Source organism: Mariniradius saccharolyticus AK6, from assembly GCF_000330725.2.
In the GTDB taxonomy this organism is placed as follows: Bacteria; Bacteroidota; Bacteroidia; order Cytophagales; family Cyclobacteriaceae; genus Mariniradius; species Mariniradius saccharolyticus.
Map to the genome: position 1 here is coordinate 328,377 of NZ_AMZY02000010.1, position 17,466 is coordinate 345,842.

16 protein-coding genes are annotated in these 17,466 nt (G+C 48.4%); 7 read left to right on the forward strand and 9 right to left on the reverse strand.

The window, feature by feature from the left end; all coding sequences use genetic code 11:
* Positions 1-37: 37 nt before the first annotated feature.
* The 3 genes from C943_RS10715 to C943_RS10725 are packed head-to-tail and all read left to right on the forward strand — an operon-like array spanning position 38 to position 1,321.
* Entirely contained in the window at positions 38-283 is a 246-nt protein-coding gene (locus C943_RS10715; RefSeq protein WP_342664146.1) for a DUF433 domain-containing protein, read from the forward strand.
* Positions 280-639 (forward strand): DUF5615 family PIN-like protein, encoded by a 360-nt coding sequence (locus C943_RS22630; RefSeq protein WP_040480111.1) that lies wholly within the window; start codon positions 280-282, stop codon positions 637-639. Before C943_RS10715 ends, C943_RS22630 begins: the two co-directional genes overlap by 4 nt.
* Positions 640-643: 4 nt before the next feature.
* Complete coding sequence (locus tag C943_RS10725; protein ID WP_008627521.1) at positions 644-1,321, forward strand: arylesterase; 678 nt, start codon at positions 644-646, stop codon at positions 1,319-1,321.
* A 36-nt stretch (positions 1,322-1,357) separates the two neighbouring features.
* On the opposite strand, the gene C943_RS10730 is transcribed toward C943_RS10725, so the two are convergent.
* A complete protein-coding gene (locus C943_RS10730; RefSeq protein ID WP_008627522.1) occupies positions 1,358-3,076 on the reverse strand; it encodes a glycoside hydrolase family 9 protein in 1,719 nt (572 codons plus the stop codon).
* A 218-nt stretch (positions 3,077-3,294) separates the two neighbouring features.
* Between C943_RS10730 and C943_RS10735 the strand changes: the two genes are divergently transcribed.
* The gene (locus tag C943_RS10735; protein ID WP_008627524.1) at positions 3,295-4,584 is read left to right on the forward strand and encodes a serine hydrolase domain-containing protein; all 1,290 of its coding nucleotides are present in this window, start codon (positions 3,295-3,297) and stop codon (positions 4,582-4,584) included.
* 14 nt (positions 4,585-4,598) lie between these two features.
* Here the strand turns inward: C943_RS10735 and C943_RS10740 are convergent, their stop codons facing one another.
* The 6 genes from C943_RS10740 to C943_RS10765 all read right to left on the reverse strand — a co-directional run bounded on the left by C943_RS10740 (position 4,599) and on the right by C943_RS10765 (position 11,034).
* On the reverse strand, positions 4,599-7,010 hold the full coding sequence (locus C943_RS10740) for a TonB-dependent receptor (protein ID WP_245545534.1): 2,412 nt from the start codon (positions 7,008-7,010) through the stop codon (positions 4,599-4,601).
* A 114-nt stretch (positions 7,011-7,124) separates the two neighbouring features.
* Positions 7,125-7,529, reverse strand: coding sequence for a GNAT family N-acetyltransferase (locus tag C943_RS10745; RefSeq protein ID WP_008627537.1), 405 nt, complete (start codon positions 7,527-7,529; stop codon positions 7,125-7,127).
* Positions 7,526-8,428: a sugar phosphate isomerase/epimerase family protein gene (locus C943_RS10750; RefSeq protein ID WP_008627540.1), complete on the reverse strand. Its 903-nt coding sequence runs from the start codon at positions 8,426-8,428 to the stop codon at positions 7,526-7,528. The genes C943_RS10745 and C943_RS10750 overlap by 4 nt, the downstream gene beginning before the upstream one ends.
* A gap of 11 nt (positions 8,429-8,439) precedes the next feature.
* Positions 8,440-9,198, reverse strand: a complete 759-nt coding sequence (madM, locus tag C943_RS10755; RefSeq protein ID WP_008627542.1) for a malonate transporter subunit MadM — start codon at positions 9,196-9,198, stop codon at positions 8,440-8,442.
* 1 nt (position 9,199) lies between these two features.
* On the reverse strand, positions 9,200-9,559 hold the full coding sequence (gene madL / locus C943_RS10760) for a malonate transporter subunit MadL (RefSeq protein WP_008627544.1): 360 nt from the start codon (positions 9,557-9,559) through the stop codon (positions 9,200-9,202).
* The gene (locus tag C943_RS10765; RefSeq protein ID WP_008627546.1) at positions 9,556-11,034 is read right to left on the reverse strand and encodes an acyl-CoA synthetase; all 1,479 of its coding nucleotides are present in this window, start codon (positions 11,032-11,034) and stop codon (positions 9,556-9,558) included. Before C943_RS10765 ends, madL begins: the two co-directional genes overlap by 4 nt.
* Positions 11,035-11,258: 224 nt before the next feature.
* Between C943_RS10765 and C943_RS10770 the strand changes: the two genes are divergently transcribed.
* Genes C943_RS10770 through C943_RS10780 form a run of 3 tightly spaced genes read left to right on the forward strand, consistent with a single transcriptional unit; the run spans position 11,259 to position 13,383 of the window.
* Positions 11,259-11,630, forward strand: coding sequence for a BlaI/MecI/CopY family transcriptional regulator (locus C943_RS10770; protein WP_040480340.1), 372 nt, complete (start codon positions 11,259-11,261; stop codon positions 11,628-11,630).
* The gene (locus tag C943_RS22475) at positions 11,630-12,958 is read left to right on the forward strand and encodes a TonB family protein (protein WP_008627550.1); all 1,329 of its coding nucleotides are present in this window, start codon (positions 11,630-11,632) and stop codon (positions 12,956-12,958) included. Before C943_RS10770 ends, C943_RS22475 begins: the two co-directional genes overlap by 1 nt.
* A gap of 20 nt (positions 12,959-12,978) precedes the next feature.
* Positions 12,979-13,383, forward strand: a complete 405-nt coding sequence (locus tag C943_RS10780; RefSeq protein ID WP_008627551.1) for an energy transducer TonB — start codon at positions 12,979-12,981, stop codon at positions 13,381-13,383.
* Positions 13,384-13,747: 364 nt separating this feature from the next.
* Here the strand turns inward: C943_RS10780 and C943_RS10785 are convergent, their stop codons facing one another.
* Positions 13,748-15,700, reverse strand: coding sequence for an amylosucrase (locus tag C943_RS10785; RefSeq protein ID WP_008627552.1), 1,953 nt, complete (start codon positions 15,698-15,700; stop codon positions 13,748-13,750).
* 71 nt (positions 15,701-15,771) lie between these two features.
* A complete protein-coding gene (locus C943_RS21420; protein ID WP_008627553.1) occupies positions 15,772-17,253 on the reverse strand; it encodes an MFS transporter in 1,482 nt (493 codons plus the stop codon).
* Positions 17,254-17,466 lie beyond the last annotated feature (213 nt).

Below are 17,466 nucleotides of genomic sequence, written 5' to 3' on the forward strand. Positions count from 1 at the left end.
CCAAGCGCCCAAGCTAAGATCCAGAAAAATTGTACATTTGATTAAAGTTGCCTTAATGAAATACATCGAACGAATTACAATCGACCCTGAAATTTGTCACGGCACGCCTTGTATACGTGGGATGCGGTGGCCCGTTTCTGTTTTGTTGGATCTTTTGGGCTCAGGAATGAGCTTTGAAGAGATTATATTCGACCATCCAGAGTTGGAAAGGGAGGATATTCTCGCTGTTCTCGAATTCGCAAAAATGGCATTGCAAGGAAATTCAATTAGGGAAATTGCGTGAAGTTCCTTTGTGATGTACATATCCCATTTTTTTTTGTGAAGGAATTGCAATCAGCCGGTCACGAATGTATTCACGTTAACAACGTTTTACAGGGATCAAAAACAAAAGATTCGGAAATCATCAAGTACGCCGATAAAAATGGATTAGTTCTGATTTCAAAAGATGCTGACTTTAAAAACTCCTTTTTAGTAAAGTACGGTCCAAAACATCTCGTGAAGGTCAATCTGGGAAATATCCCAAACAAACTACTGGTTTCCCGAATTTTTGAAAATCTTCAATATCTTGAAATTCTATGTCAAAAGGATAGATTTATGCTTGTAATTGACCCAAGTGAAACAAGCTATTTAATACTTTGAATCCATGATTATAAAACCAAAAAATATTTTCGTCTTTATATTTCTAGTGCTGTTTAGTTGCACCTCCTCCAAAAAAGAAGAAAACAAACCCGAAGTGACGGAAGAGTCCTCCCAAACATCCAAACCAAAAAAACTCATCCTCTTCTTTGGCAACAGCCTCACGGCAGGCTATGGGATCGAACTGGAAGAAGCATTTCCGGGCTTGACCGCGCAGCGGATCGACAGCTTGGGATTGGACTACCGAGTCATCAATGCAGGATTGAGCGGAGAGACCACAGCAAGCGGGCTGAGTAGGCTGGAGTGGTTTCTGGAAGAAGAACCCGCAATCTTTGTCCTAGAGCTCGGTGCCAATGATGGCCTGCGCGGCATCACGCCTGACGAAACGAAGAAAAACCTGAAAGGGATCGTTCAACTTGTCAAATCAAAATACCCATCTACCCGTATCCTTTTGGCAGGTATGCAGATTCCACCAAATATGGGCCAGGAATTTGCCGGTGCATTTCGGGCTGTCTTCCCTGAAGTCGCACAGGAGGAAAACGTGACCTTGATACCATTTTTGCTAGAAGGTGTGGCGGGAGACCCCGACCTCAATCTTCCCGACGGCATCCATCCCACCGAAGCCGGGCATAAAATCGTTTTTGAGACGATTTGGCCCTATTTGGAACGAGAAATGGAAAAATAAGTATGCGCTTTTCCAAATCTCCAAACTTCGGAAAAGCTACCTCCCCCTTCCAAAGTGGGCCATCATCAGAATAGAACCCGCGGTGCCGTCCATGGTGGGTTCATTGGTACTGTAGTCGCCGACATCATCGTGGTAAGTTACGTGCTCATTTTGGACTGTGGCAAATTCATCCGGATCCCACAGTGTCAGTCCAATTAGCTTGTTGTATATAGAGGTGTACACAGGCCCGTCTACCAATCCCCCCGGCACCTCCATTCCCAACAACACGTAGGGCGCGGTATGGACTGAAACCGGGTATTCCCCGCCAGTCGGCATACCCGTAAACATCGAGGTACCCCAAGGATTTTTTCCAAACAACCAATCCCGCTGCGCGGCCAAAAACGGCTCAAACTGCCTATCTCCCGACATTTTTTCGTACAAAATCACCTGCGTCACCAAGCTGGTAAGCAGGTTGTTGCTGCACCAAATGAAGGGCACGCCAATATGGAATGGATTCTTTTCTGCCCGCTGTAGGGTATGTCGAATACCATCGAGGTAGTAGCCTTCGAGTACCTTTTGGAAATCCGCATCTACTTCCGCATGGAGCGCAAAATGCCCCATATTGATAAAGGGATACAGCTGATAGTGTGAAGCCGAATCCCGGACGGTCCATGAGTCGGCGGTGTTGCTTTGCAGCGCGTAGGCCTTGGCTTGCGCGAGGTACTTGGGTTCCTTGGTCAGTTTATAAAGCTCTGCAGCAGCCCATTCCATATCATCTGCCCAAGTTTCTTCATTGTACCGATAAGGCGCACCATAGGAATTGCCTTGTTGGTATCCTTCCTTTTTTCGGCCAAGTTCATACAGGGAAATGGCCGCACGCCTGCATTGCGCTGAAAAAGCCGGGTCCTGCAGTTGTTCCTCCCATATCCTTGCCGCAATCGCCATCGCTGCGGCGCTTCTTCCCGCCAAATTGGCGACGCCGGTGGCTTCGCTTTGGTACTTGTTCAAACCCTGTGGCTTTCCCGTGGCAAAATAGGCCGTCCGATAGGAATTTTCTCCCCAGCCATAATCCGCGTTGTCCTTGTTGGGAATCTTGAAACCTCGGTGGTCTCGGTCGTCGGCGATTTGGTGGAAGAGTTGGTCGGGCTCGGGATGCATCTTATGAAGCCAATCAAGGCCCCACTTCGCCTCGTCCAGCACATCGGGAATGCCGTTTCCGCCGGGTTGCCCAAGTGCATTGACTTGGTCGTCAAACTGCTCCGGATAAAGCTCAAAGGCCTTCAGCATATGGGCAGTAGCATAACTCGACGTGATGAGGTATTTGAGTTGGTCGCCCGCATCATGCCATCCACCACTCAGGTCCACATAGGTGCTGTCCCGCATCGGACCAAAAAAGGATCGCCCGTCCTTTGGATGGCAAACCATATCCAAGGTAGGATTGTAGCCACAGCGCTGTTGTCGCATAAATTCCAGCAGTTGCTCCTGATAGCCTGTATAGGCTTTTGGGGCAATTTTGAAGGGCTTGGTGGCTATACCCGACTTCTTTCCTTTGATTAGAAAATCTCCTGAATGCGTCACTGACGAAAAATCCAACTCCCAATACATAAACCCACCCCAATTGTTCTTTTGAAGGCGTTGGGGCTTGATTTCCAACAGGGTTTTTCCAGATGCTACATCTACGAGCAGAAAGTTTTCCCTGACCTGTTCCTTTGAGAATACTACCGCCTTTTTCGTGTCACCCGGCAGGTAGCCGATTTGGTTGAAACGGATGTGCATTTTGCCTGTTTCTGCTGAGGCGGCAGTAATGAAAAAAAACAAAGCCCCCAGTAGGTGTGGGAAAATTTTCGAAATCATTGACAGAGCTGTTTTTGAGATGGAAAAGGAATATAATACCAAAACCACGTTGAACCAATCCATCTATCAAATTGAATGAACTGTGCGCGAATTTTTCTCTAGATTTATACAGCTTGTGAATCCTTTCCCAAAATTCAACCATGAAAAAACTGACCTCGCTATTCTGCCTTTTGGTATTTACCAGCCTTGCCTTCGCCCAGACGCCATCCCTAAAGAAATCACCGCCGCTTTCTGAAGGAACTCCCCAATCAGTGGGGATTTCACCGGACAGGCTGAAAAAGTTGGATGCCATGCTCGAGGAGTCGATGAAAAATGACGAGAATCCGGGTTTGGTGGCCTTGGTCGTACGAAACGGCAAGATCGTCTATCATACGGCAAAAGGATTTGCGGACGTGGAAGCAGGCAAGCCGATGTCAAAAGATGCCATATTCCGTATTGCTTCACAGACCAAGGCGATCACCTCCACAGCGGTGATGATGCTTTGGGAAGAAGGGAAATTCAGGTTGGACGATCCGATCTCCAAGTTCATACCCGAATTCAAAAACCCGCAGGTGCTGCAGAATTTCCGTTACGGGGATACTTCCTACACCACTGTTGCGGCCAGTAAAGAAATCACCATCCGCCATTTGCTGACGCATACTTCGGGCTTGGGCTACGGTGTGATCGACGGGGACGAACGGATGAGGATGATTTATCACAAAGCAGGGATTGTGGATCTGTATTCCACCGCAAACATCAGCATTGAGGAAAATGTCAAAAAGCTCGCAAAACTACCCCTCCACCACAACCCGGGTGAAAAATATACCTATTCGGAAGGCTTGGACGTGCTTGGCTATTTGATCGAAATCGTCTCGGGGATGCCTTTTGATGAGTTTTTGAGAAAAAGACTCTTCGATCCGCTCGGGATGCAGGACACTTGGTTTTACCTGCCTGAGGCAAAAGCCGACAGACTCGTCAAGGTCCATCGAAAAGTCAACGGCAAATGGGAAAATTTCCCGGTCACATTTTACGATCCGCAATACCCCGTGAAAGGCGCCAAACGCTTCTTCTCCGGAGGCGCTGGCTTGTCCAGCACGGCCAAGGACTATGCGACCTTTCTTCAGATGTACCTCAACGGCGGCGAACTCAATGGCGTCCGCATCCTCAGCCGAACAACCATAGAGACCATGATGCAAAACCAAGTCGGCAGCCTTTGGGGCGGAGGCAAGCATTATGGATTGGCGTTTGGTGTGGTGAATGAAAAAGGCCTCGCAGAAGGCGGTATCGGCGGCGAGGGAACCTTCGATTGGGGTGGCTACTTCAATACCCAGTATTTCGCCGATCCGCAGGAAAAAATCATTGGCATCATCATGAAGCAAACAAGCCAAACGTCCGGTGACCAAACCGGCTGGAAGTTCAGGCAGATGGTATTTACGCTGGTGGATGATTGAGATTTTGGCAAAAATCACCCCCCCTGCCGAATCCTGTAATTCAAGGTAAGGTTGATTTGGCGGCGCATGTTGAGAAAGTTGCCGACGGTATAGAAGCCCTCGCCTTCGACCACGTAGCGGTCCCGACGGGAATTGAGTACGTCGATGACGTTGAGAACAAGGGTTCCCCGTCGTTTGAACACATCCTTGCTGCCCGAAATATCCATAAAGAAGATTCCCTTGCGCTCGCCTTGGGCTGTTTTTTGGCGCGCCTGATAATTGGCCCTGAACTGGACTTGGTACCCATTGGCGAAGTTGAATCGGGAGGAATACCGCGCATACCAAGAATAGGTCGTGGCAGTGAAACTGTCCTGGATGTTGCTGCCGTCAATCGTGGCGTAGAAGAAGTTGGCGTTGATATCCATTTTCCACCAAGTATGTGGCGCATAGTCAGCTGTAAACTCCAAACCAAATGAATTCTCCGAATTGATGTTTTCCGGACGAATCAGGGCATTTCCTTCTCCATCTACCGACCTGATACGCTCGATCTTATCGGTGGTATACCTGTAAAAGACCGTGGAAAACAGCGTCCCCTTTTCAAAGTATTTGATATGCCCCATTTCCAAAGCATCCGTAAACTCCGGATCCAAGTCCGGATTGCCGCTGAAGAAATTCCGGGCATCGGAAAAAGTCATAAACGGGCTGAGGTCATTGTAAAGCGGCCTTTTCACTCTCCGCGCATAGCTAAACTGCAAGGCATTCTCCTGGCTGAATTTGTAAGTCAGGTGTGCGGTTGGGAAAAGGTTGAAATACTCCCGCGGGTTCTGCTCATCGGTTTTGACCAGGGTGGTTTTGACATCTGTGAATTCTCCACGGAGACCGGCTTGGTAGCCCAATTTTTTGCTTTTGTTGGCCAAAATGCCATAGACCGCATGGATGTTTTCACGGTAAAGAAAAATATTCTCCAGCCCTGGAATCGGGTTGAAATCTCCGTTTTCGTCCTGTTCGCTGACGACAAAGTCATTTTCCATGTTCCGGAAACTGCTTCGCAAACCAGTCTCGAATTTTCCTTCCTTGGCGATGGGTTTTTCGTAATCGACTTGGATCAAGTATTGTTTTTCGAACTCATCGTTGATCGAAGTCTGGACAAGTGCTTTTTCGGGATCCAAAATGCCTTCGGGCGAGAACGTATTTTGGGTAAACAATTGATCGGAGTTTTCCCAATAATCCAAATAGGTAAACACGGTGGTCAACTCATGCCCTTTTTCACCAAAACTCCGCTTGTAGGTAACCAAGGTCTCTGAATTGGGCTCCTTTTCCTTTTCATCCTGCCTCCTTAGCGTAAAGCTGTCCAAATTATCAACGCTTCCGATGAAATCCTCATAGCGAATATCCGTAATCCGATGCGCATCGCTTCTTCGCAGTAGATAAGAAGCCGTCAAGACGTTGTTGTCATTGAAAAAATAGTCCAATCCTGCACGGACATTGTTGTCGAGGGAATTGACGTAGCCCTCAGTATACTGCTTCGAAATCAGAAGCGTGTCGCCTCCAAAGGCTTCTTGATAGAGTGTTCCTTCCCTCGGGAGTTTTCGCCTTGCGATACCATAGTTGACAAACCAGTTGATTTTGCGGTGACGGTAGTTGAGATTGGCAGCAAGGCCTACATTCGTTGGCGTGCCGAGAATCCCTTCGATTGATCCATTAAAGCCCTGCCGATGTTCTTTCTTCAAAATGATGTTGATCACGCCCGCCGTTCCCTCTGCTTCATAGCGTGCAGAAGGGTTGGTGATGACCTCGACGCGTTCGACCATGCTGGCCGGTAACTGTTGTAAACCGCGGCTTCCCTTGAAGCTCACGAGTCCGGATGGTTTCCCATCGACCAAAATCCGCACGTTGTCAGAACCACGCAATCGGACATTTCCTTGGGTATCGACAGAAACGGATGGCAAGTTGGTCAGCAAATCCGCTGTGGTGCGGCCGGCATTCGCCAAATCCTCGCCGACGTTGAATATCCTTTTGTCCAGGGAAAGCTCCATCAGGGGTTTATCACCTTCAATCACTACTTCCTGAAGGTTTGAGGTATTGGTTTGGAGGCGGATATCACCCAAAGTTTGGACTGGTTTTTCTTTGGATAAGGAGAATTCACCCATCTTATACGGCTCATAACCCATAAACTCCACCTGCCCATAGTAATCTCCAAACGGCAAATCCACCGCAAATTTTCCCTCTGCATCTGTCACCGTTCCTTCGACCAACACCCCTTCCCCTTTAAAAATGGCCACGGTCGCAAAGGCCAAAGGCTGATTGGACCCATCATCCCAAACCCTTCCCGTCACTTTACCCTGCTGTGCGAAGGCGAATCCTGAGACGCAGAGCAAAAGCGCCAACAAAATCACACAATTGATCTTGGTGGAAAAAAGGACGCGAGGCTGAATCAATCTAAGCACAGGGAAATGACAATAGGTTTGACGATGGTGTTCAATATGCCCCGGAAAAAAAGCCGCAGGGACAAAATCAGTCTAATTTATTCTATTGAGAATCAAGGCTTATCAAAATTTTGATCAATGGATGATTTCCATCACCACATAAGCGATTCCTTCCTTTTCGAAAACATGGGCGGTTTCGACCATCCCAAACCTTCTGTAAAATCCGGTCTTTTCGGCGCGGGCATTGCACCAAATCCGTTTGGTTCCTTTTTGTCTTAGCCTCTCCAACACAAATGCCAAAAGCTCCGATCCGTAGCCTTTTCCCTGCTCTTTTTCCAAGGTTGCAAATTTCCTGAATTGGGCTTCTGACCCATTTTCAAAAACAGATATCACCGAAACACATTCATCCCCGACCATCAGCCCCCAATGTGTGCCATCGAGGTCCTCAGCGACTTTCACAAAATCCACGGGATGATTGGGCCACATGACCTCGTGGCGAATTTGCCAAACCAGGTCGAGTGGGACTTGCTCGATTTTCATTTCAGCGATTTTGATTGAACTGCCTTCAGCCACTGTTCGCGGATCGTTTTCACGACTTGGGGTGCCTCGGAGGACTTGTCTCCCCAATTGTTTTCCAAGGAAATCCCACCCTGATATCCCGCATCCTGCAAGGCTTTGAAATAGGGCCCAAAGTCCTCGCCGTGTATTCCTGGAGCCGCACGACCTTCACGCTCCGCAATATGGACATGCTTGATCAAGCTGCCGTATTGTTGGATACTTTCTGGGCCTTCATTTTCGGTTTTCATATGGTACAGATCCGCCAAAAGACGAAAATTGGGATGGTTCACTTCTTGGACCATTTTGCCGGCTTCGCCGAGTGTCGTGATGAAATTGCACTCTTTGGAATTAAGGGATTCCAGGACCAAAACAACCTGGTGTTTTGCCGCCAATGGCGCCAAGCGGACGCACAGTTCCCGCATTTGTTCCCAAGCTTTTTCGTAGGAAAAACCGTCGGGAATCCTTCTCGACCCACCACTTCCGAATACAACCATCCCCACACCACGTTTCTTTGCCCGTCTGAAAACGGTTTCCGCATATTCCAAAATACCCTTGTGATCGGCCTCCGGGCCCACCGACTTCAATTTTCCCGGAAGAAAGTAAATCAGGGCCTTTACGGGCATGGCGGGTTTCGGCGCCACAGCCAACAAACTATCAAACTGGGCTTCCGACAAATCCATTTGAAGGAAATTGGGAACCCCTTCCTCAGCGAAGACAAAACCGGCGTCTTTGAGCATGTTGGCGTCTTTGAGCCCATTACAGGCACCGATTGGGGGTGTTTTTGCCGTTTGTTGGGCAAATAGGGGATTGACGAAAAGCAAGAGGAGGGCAGGTGCAAGCACCGAAAACCAAGATAACGAAAAACCTATCTTTTGCATCATTTTCCCCGATTTCAAAACATGAGTTCCAAAATACCATAAAACGCCGAAGGACAAACCAAACAGCCAAGTCCTGTGTAAAACGTCGCAGTAACTGCCCCATAGGGAACCAACTCAGGGTCCGTTGCAGCCAATCCTGCGGCGACTCCACTTGAAGTCCCCATCAATCCACCAAAGGCCATGGCTGCCTGTGGGTTGTCGAGACCAATTCGCTTGGCTACCAAAGGTGTGAGAATCGTCACCGCAATCGTCTTGGCCAAGCCTGTTCCGATGCTTAAGGCGATGACTTCAGAGCTTGCACCAATTGCAGCCCCTGTCACCGGTCCGATAATGTAGGTGCAGGCCCCTGCCCCGATGGTACAAAGACTCACCGCATCCCGATATCCCCAGACCAATGCGATGATCACACCCAAAACAAAAAACAAACTTATGCCCAACACGAGCGAAATGAATCCAAGCCAACCGGACCTTTTCACCAGCAGAAAACTGGCGCCATAGGCTGTCGCCACGATGGTAAAATCCCGAAACATGGCACCACCGAAAAATCCAAGGCCGCTGAAAAGCTTGACATCTGCCAGCCCTTTTTCTCCGTTACCCCAAACTCCACCCCAATATCCGAGCAAAAGCCCCGCGAAAATGGCAACCGCCGAACCTGGAATTTTGGACCTGAGGTATTTTCTGCTGAAAAACTCCGAACCCAAGGTCAACAACCCGACGATAAGGAAAGCGAAAACCAATCCGTTCTTTGCGATCAATCCTCCAAACAGCTCCATATCAATCTGTCTTGAAGCGTCGAAGCATATGAGGAAAAACCGCGAAACAGACCGCTACCGGAACGAATCCCGCCAAGATGGCCAGAAGCCCACTGGAAACCGCTCCTTTTACATTGAGCGAAGCCGCCATAGCTATCACGACCGGGATGTACATTTTTCCCCAAAAATCTATGCCTGCATCCATGTCCTTTTTCATCCATCCTTCCCGTAGAAACCAGTCCTTGAGCAGCATGAGGATAATCATGGCGAAGCCGACGCCACCGACATTGGCATCTATGCCAAGCAAGTGCCCGAGCGCCTCACCCATCCATTGCCCCAATAGAAACGACAATGCCAACAAGGCTACACCGTAGATGATCATCTTTGAAAGAGGGTTTTGAGTTCGTTTTTGGTGACTTTGCCCATGGCATTGCGTGGAAGTTCGGACAATATCCTGTATTGACGTGGAGTCTTGTAGGCGGGCATTTTTTCCCTCATCCAGACATTGAGCGCCTTTACATCCAAGCCGGCATCAGCGATCACGGCTGCTGCGACCAACTCACCCCATTCCTCATCCGGAACGCCTACGACGGCACAGTCCTTGACTTCGGGGTGTGTGCGTAGGATTTCCTCGATTTCGAGGGCAGAGATCTTGTAGCCGCCTGATTTGATAATATCAACAGAGTCTCGACCCAAAATCCTGAAATACCCATCCTCGACGACTGCGATATCGCCTGTCTTGAACCAGCCGTCTGCCGTGAAGGACTTGCTCGTCACCTCTGGTTTACCCCAATATTCCTTGAAGACCGACGGGCCTTTTACTTGGATTTCTCCAGGTTGGTCTTGGGTTTCCTGATCGTTTTCATCACAGATCCGTACATCAACCCCCGGAAGCGGCATCCCGATATAGCCCGCCCTGCGCTGTCCGTGCAATGGATTGCTAATGGCCATGCCGATTTCGGTCATTCCGTAGCGCTCAAGAAGGTAATGGCCGGAGATAACCTGCCACTTTTCCATGACAGAAACAGGCAATGCTGCCGAACCGGAAACCATCAACCTGAATTTGGCCAGACAATCGGATATCGATTTTTTCCCGGTATCATCCAAGGTCTCGACATGTGAAATCAACTTGAAATAAATCGTCGGCACAGCCATGAACACATTGACTTTACCTTCCAAAAAAACATCGAAAACACGCACTGCATCAAAGGGATGGAGAAATTGGACGGTGGCGCCGGACCAAAGCGTACAGGAAACCACATTGATGATTCCATGCACGTGGTGGAGTGGAAGCAGGCAAAGCGTGTGGTCCCGCTCTGTCCATTCCCAAGCCTGCACCAGCGTGCTGATTTGGCTTTGGATATTGGCATGGGTGGTGAGGACGCCCTTTGGAAGACTTGTCGTGCCTGATGTGTACAAAATCATGGCGCCACGATCCAAACCGATCTCGGGTAAGTCCACATCAGCCGACTGCGGGACTTCGGAAATCTCTACCATCCTAATCCGTTCCGTCGTTTCAAAGGGAGCCAGGATTTCGGCATACTCGGGGCCGTAGACGATTGTTTGTGCACCCGTATCCTCAACCACGTACAGAAGAGAGGGAAAGGGATAGGTGATGCACAAGGGAACCGCAATGCCCCCAGCCCGCCAAATTCCCCATTGAACCGACACATAATCAAACCCAGGCGAAACCATGAAAGCAACCGGCGCTTGGTGAAGGTCGGTCTTTCCATTCAACAAATACGAGGCTACCGCAGCGCTTTTCCGCAACAAATCGCCGTAAGTATAAGAACCTTGGCTGTCGATCACAGCGATTTTGTCAGGTAGCCGAAAGGCATTTTCAAAGAGTTGGAGCATTTTTTCGCCAAAACGCGGCAGTTTGAAGTTATTTTGATAGAATGGTTACAGACCGTTTCAAATATGGCGAATTTGCCACAATTCCGATAAAAATTTCCTCGGATGGAAGATCCGTCGATGTTTGAATTGCTTCAATCGCAACGAAAGATCAAATATTTACATTTTTTTCGTAGAATTACGATTTTTTCGTAGTTATTCTAAAATACTTGTTTTACCTTGGCAGCATGGAAACACTTACCGTACAAGAAGAACAGTTGATGCAATTGATTTGGAAGCTTGAAAGGGCCCTGATTCGGGACATCCTCAACGAACTCCCAGAGCCAAAGCCTCCCTACACCACCCTTGCGTCCAATATCAAAAACCTGGAGAAAAAGGGATTTTTGGGGAAAAAGGCCTACGGAAACACGTTTGAGTATTTTCCCTTGGTCAGCCAGGGCGCGTACGGCAAGAGGTCTTTCCACCAAGTGATCCAAAACTATTTCAACGGCTCCATGGCCAACGTCCTTTCGTTTATGGTCAAGGAAAAAGGGATTTCCCAAAAGGAAATCGAAGAACTTCAAAAACTGATCGACAACAATTTTAAGGAAGAAGCCTGATGGAAAATTTGTTCAACAACCTATTGGAAGGTAGCATTATACTCCTTGTCCTGTACGGGTTTTACAAGCTGATGCTTTCCCGCCTGACATTTTTCTCCTGGAACAGGAGCTACCTTATTTCTATGCTTTTGGCAGCGGCCGTTTTGCCGTTCCTGTCTTTCGACTGGGGGCCAACATCTTCCGAGCTGCTCGGCTACCAACTCCCGGCAGTCACCATTGGAGAGGAAAGCGTGCAAAAAAACGAATGGTCCACCTGGCAAATCCTTTCGATGTTTTACTTGGCAGGCACCGTTTTGTTTGCAAGCAAACTGCTTTGGGCCTTTGCCCGTACCATGGTGCTGATCAATCGTGCCAAGGTCGATACCTTCCGGGGAAAAAGAATCCATATCCATCCGGCCTTTTCCCCTGCTTCTTTTTTCGGATTTATCCTTTTACCGTCGATTCCTGAAGATGAGGAGCAGGCAAACACAATCGTGCTGCATGAATCCATCCATGCTGCAAAGGGGCACAGCATCGACCTGATCATCTTCCAAATCGTCCGCTGCATGTATTGGTTTTTTCCTTGGATGTCGCGCATCGAAGCTGATTTGAGGGAAATCCACGAATTCGAAGCTGACCAAGCCGTGCTACATATCAAGGCACCGAAGGCCTACGCCCAGATGCTGCTCAATCTTCTGTATGAGGAAAACGAACACCTGCTCTTGAACAATTTCAACCAGTTTCTCACCAAAAAACGCATCCTGATGATGACCCAAGCCAAATCCAAATTGATTCAGAAACTACGGTTTCTACCTGCGTTGCCATTGATTGGACTACTTTTCATGGCGATAGCATGTGAAGAAAGTCAGGAAGCCATTGAACCCGCCGCCGTCGAAACCGGTACTGTTTTGGAGGCCAATGAAGTATTTGACGTTGTGGAAGAGTCGCCGACGTTTCCCGGAGGCATGGAAGCTTGGGGGAAATTCATGATGGAAAACCTCGAATATCCCGCCTTGGCAAAACGCATGGGGGTAGAGGGCACCGTTTATTTGGTCTTTGAAATAAGAACCGACGGCTCTGTACAAAACGTAGAAATCCTCCGGGGGATCGGCGCGGGTTGCGACGAGGAAGCTATGAGGGTGGTCAAAAAGTCACCAAACTGGATCCCTGGCAAGCAGCGCGGCCGCAAGGTAAACGTCCGCATGCGTCTACCGGTGCGGTTTAAATTGGGCGAAAACACGGTTTCCGAAAATCGAAACCTGATCCCCGACAGGAAGTTTTTCCCGAGCAACAGACAATTGTTGGACTTGAATTCAAAGAGACCGATTAATCCATTAGACGAATGTTAATCCAAAATAAAATCCCATCTATGAAAACCAAACTAATTATTACCGCGCTTTTGACAGCAGCGATGTTTTACGCGTTCCCATCAACAGCCCACGAAACTGCTAAATCAAAGGAAACCGTCCAACAACAAGTAGATGAAATGCCTGTTCCTCCAGGGGGAATGGAGGGCTGGATCAACTATTTCAAGAACAACCTCAAATATCCTGAAGCAGCGAAAAAGAACGGTGTTGAAGGGATGGTGATGCTCAGCTTTATTGTCAGAAAAGATGGGTCGGTATCTGATGTTCAGGTATTGAGAGGAATAGGCGCTGGTTGCGACGAAGAGGCAGTACGACTCCTGACCAATAGTGAGAAATGGACTCCCGGGAAAAAAGAAAACAAACCCGTCGACGTGGAGATGAAGCTGCCGGTGCAGTTCAAGCTCTAGGTCAAGGCAATAATCAACTTGAAACTATCACAGTGAAAAACCACAGTCGGCAAGGGCTGTGGTTTTTTGATTGTGTGACTTCTTTGGCAGGAAAAAAACGCAAAAGGGGGATTGCCTACTCAAGAAACTAGACGTAATCCATTGATTTTCAGAAAAAACCATTAGCAAAGAACACACACCTTGTAACAAAGTAGGGGATATTTTAGCTATTTCTTGTCACAAAGTAGGGGTAATTATCAGCCTTCCTTGTCACAAAGTAGGGGCAAATTGAATGAAGCCACTTCCATGACCGAAAAATAGGGAACCCCCATTTGGCAGCAAATCCAAATCGCCTCTCAATAACTATTAACCAATTCCCAATAACTCACCCAACCACCTCCAACAAGTAGAAACCATAAGGTTGGAACATCAGGTGCTCATGGTCTTCGCCGATGGAGATTGTATGCCCAGTCCAATGATCCAAGAGTTTGCCGGATGTACAGCCTTTCTCCCTAAAGGCATGCCAGCTCAATACCGTGTGGTAATGGCTAAAATTGAAAAGCCCAAAAAACTGTTGCCCTTCCATACGACGTACAAATCCGGCAATATGGGTATTGTGCGGACTCATCCATTCTATATTCTGAAAATCAGAAATCACAGCCAATTTCTTCCTGATTTGGATAAGCTTGTGGGTGTAGCTGAACAGCTTTTGCTCGATGGTGCCAAGCGTTTTTCTCTTTTCCACTTTTTCCCAATCTATCATTGGCCTATGTAACCAGCGATTGTCATAGCTCTTACCCGGGTCATCCGCATAGCTGTAATCGTTGATATAGCCAACCTCGTCGCCATAGTACAACATCGGCATTCCTCCCAAAAAAAACGTATGCGCCTGCATCATCACGATCTTTTGGATCGAGAGATCTTTGCCTGTCTCATCGTTTGTATCCAAGGCCTTTTCTAATCCGCAAAGTGACGCAAGTGTCCCCGAAATCCGCGCGTCGCCCGTTCTTGGATTGACAGAAAAAAGCGCTCCCTTGGATGGGCTGCCGGGGAATTTACCCGAAAAGTACTCCATCAGGTACTTCCTGTGGTGGTATGGATCTTTGTCGGCTTCCATGATGCTACGATCCTCGTAGCCCAGGCCGATATCATCGTGGCAACGTGTGTAGTTGATCCAAGATGTTCCGTAGGGCTTTTTCAAAATATCGCTTTGCGCAGCCAGCATCACTTTCGTATCGCCCGTGGCCAGCATATCCCATTGCAAGGCCATATGCGTGGCATTGTATGCGAAATCACATTCCATTGCCCGGAACTCTCCAGTTCCGAAGTATTTGATGATCTCTTTTGGCGCAACAATCGCCTCCCCCAATATCGCCATTCCAGGTGTGGAAATCAGGACCGCTTGTTTGATCAACTGCAATATGGTATGCACTTGGGGAAGGTTTTGGGAACTCGTGCCCGTTTCCTTCCAGATAAACGCCGGCGCATCGATGCGGAGCAGATCGACTCCCAAGTTGGCGTAGAAAAAGATATTGTCCAACATTTCCCTCAGGACGATCGGGTTCATGTAGTTCAAATCCCACTGGTAATTGTGGAAAACGGTCATGACCCATTTTTGGCATTCCTCGACCCAAGTGAAGTTTCCAGGCGCTGCATCCGGAAAGATCTCGGGCATCATCGTCTCGTATTGGTTGGGAATCCATCGATTCTCATACATGTAGTAGAAATCCTGGTAGTAACCATCGCCTTGCTTAGCCTTTTCCGCCCATTCGTGTCGGTGCGACGTATGGTTGAGCACTATATCCAGCATCAGGTACATCCCCTTCCCTTGCATTTCTTTCCGCAGCGCGAGCAAATCCTTCAAGCCACCAAACCTCGGATCGATCTTTCTGAAGTTTGATACCGCATAGCCACCATCGCTCTCCCCTTGTGGGCTCTCAAACAATGGCATCAAGTGCAGCAAGTTCACCCCTAGTTCCTCCAGGTAGCCCAATTTGTGGGTCATCTTCTTCAAGTCCCCCGCAAACCGATCCACATACAGGCTCATGCCGACCAGTTCATTGCTCAAAAACCATAATCCCTTTGCGGACTTTTCAGCATCCCTTTTCTTCAGGTCCGCTCCTCGGGAAATGTAAGCTTCCACGATGACTCCGACGAGGCTGCCAAAGATTTCGTCTTTCTGCGGATGGGAATGGTACAGGCTGAAATAGAGTTTGGCCAAAAGTGGGATGCCCGCCTCCAATTTGGCTACAAAGCCCTGGTCCTTAGCCTTGGGAGAAAACCCGTGATCTTCAAATGCTTTATTGATCGTATCAGTCAGAAATGGGTCGAGTGACATTGGGGAAATTGAGAAATGAGATGTGAGATTTGAGTATCAAGAGACAAGAAATTTATATAGGAAGGGCCTGCCTAATGGCCGCCGCCCATCTGTACGCTTCCTGTCTCGACGGATTGGTTTTCTTTGATTCTAAGCACGGCCACTGCCGCCAAGAGCAACAATACACCTGCAAAAGCGATGGAAATCCCCGGGTCGTTGCCAAGGAAGTTTTTCGCGACAAAACCGAAGCTCAGGGTTTGGAAGATCATCGGCACCACGATCATCATGTTGATAATTCCCATGTAGACGCCATAGCGCTCTTTCGGAATTTCATTGACCACCAAGAGGTAGGGAATACCCATCATGCTTGCCCATGCAATGCCAAATCCGGTCATTGGCGCAAAAAGCAAGTATTTGTTTTCGATAAATGGGAATACCAACAAACCCAAGCCTGCAACAATCAAACAGAAGAAATGGACCTTTTTTGGACCAAACCGCTTGGCCACACCAACCAATGCAAAGGCCGAAAGGAAGGTGACGACATTGTACCAACCATTGACGAGGCCGGTCCAGCCAACGGCTTCCTCATACAAATCCATGTTTTCGGAGGGAGAGGTATTCCAGACGGATTGCGCGATGCTTTTGGCGGCATTCTGCCAATAGACAAACAAGGCATACCATTGGAAAAGGTACACCAAGGCCAACTTCCACATCACGGATGGCATATCCAGAATAGCACTGATGATTTCCAAGTTTTGGGAAAAGAGCACCTTGGAAGACGGACGCTTTTCGATGGCGTGAACGGTCCTTCGGAGAATACCCCGATCGAAAATCGCAGGAACCAACAAGACCAAAAACAGTGCATAAATGAACAGAGACGTAACGACAGAAAGAAAAAACTGGATCACGGGATGCGGCATGCCCTCGTTTTTTTCTTTCAATACCTGCAATTCATCGGGAGAGGGCGGAATTTCCGAAGTCTTGTAGATACTCCATCCAACCGAGGCGATCGAACAAACGGATCCCAGGAAGAATGACGCGTACACCCATACGGGCAGCGAACCCGCAGTGCCGGGAATGTACATTTGGAAGAAAAACAGGGAAAGATTGGCCAAGGTAATGCCCAAGCCCGTGAAGAAGCTTTGGGTGAGAAATCCGGTCGCGTACTGCTCCTCGGGCAACTTGTCAGCAATCAGCGCCCTATAGGGTTCCATGGCGGTGTTGTTGGCAGCATCAAGCACCCAAAGCAAACCGGCCGCCATCCACAGCGTGCTGCTGAAAGGATAAAGGAACAGGCAAATACTGCAAAAAACCGCCCCGATAAAGAAGAAAGGCTTCCGTCTACCAAATCTTGGGCTCCAAGTCCGGTCGCTAAGCGCACCGATGATCGGCTGAATCAATAACCCGGTCATTGGTCCTGCCAGATTTAGAATCGGGATCTCGTGGGGTTGCGCGCCCAGCATGTCATAGATCGGGTTTACCGCCGATTGTTGAAGCCCAAAACTGTACTGAATTCCGAAAAAACCAACATTCATGTTGATGATTTGGGAGAAGGTTAGTTGGGGTTTCTGCATGGGCACAACGCTGGTTGGGTAAGGTCTCAGCTTCGAAAAAACATTATTCTCCAATCAAAGCCAAATCCTTCCGAAAATAGGGATTTTGCAGGAAGTCGAAAAAAAATCAACCTGTGTTCTCGATGTTTTTGGAAGAAAATGTGATATCAATCGTTTGCGGGAAAGGATGAACGGTAGCCGATTTAGAAATTGTCAAAAGGCCGATTCTATCCA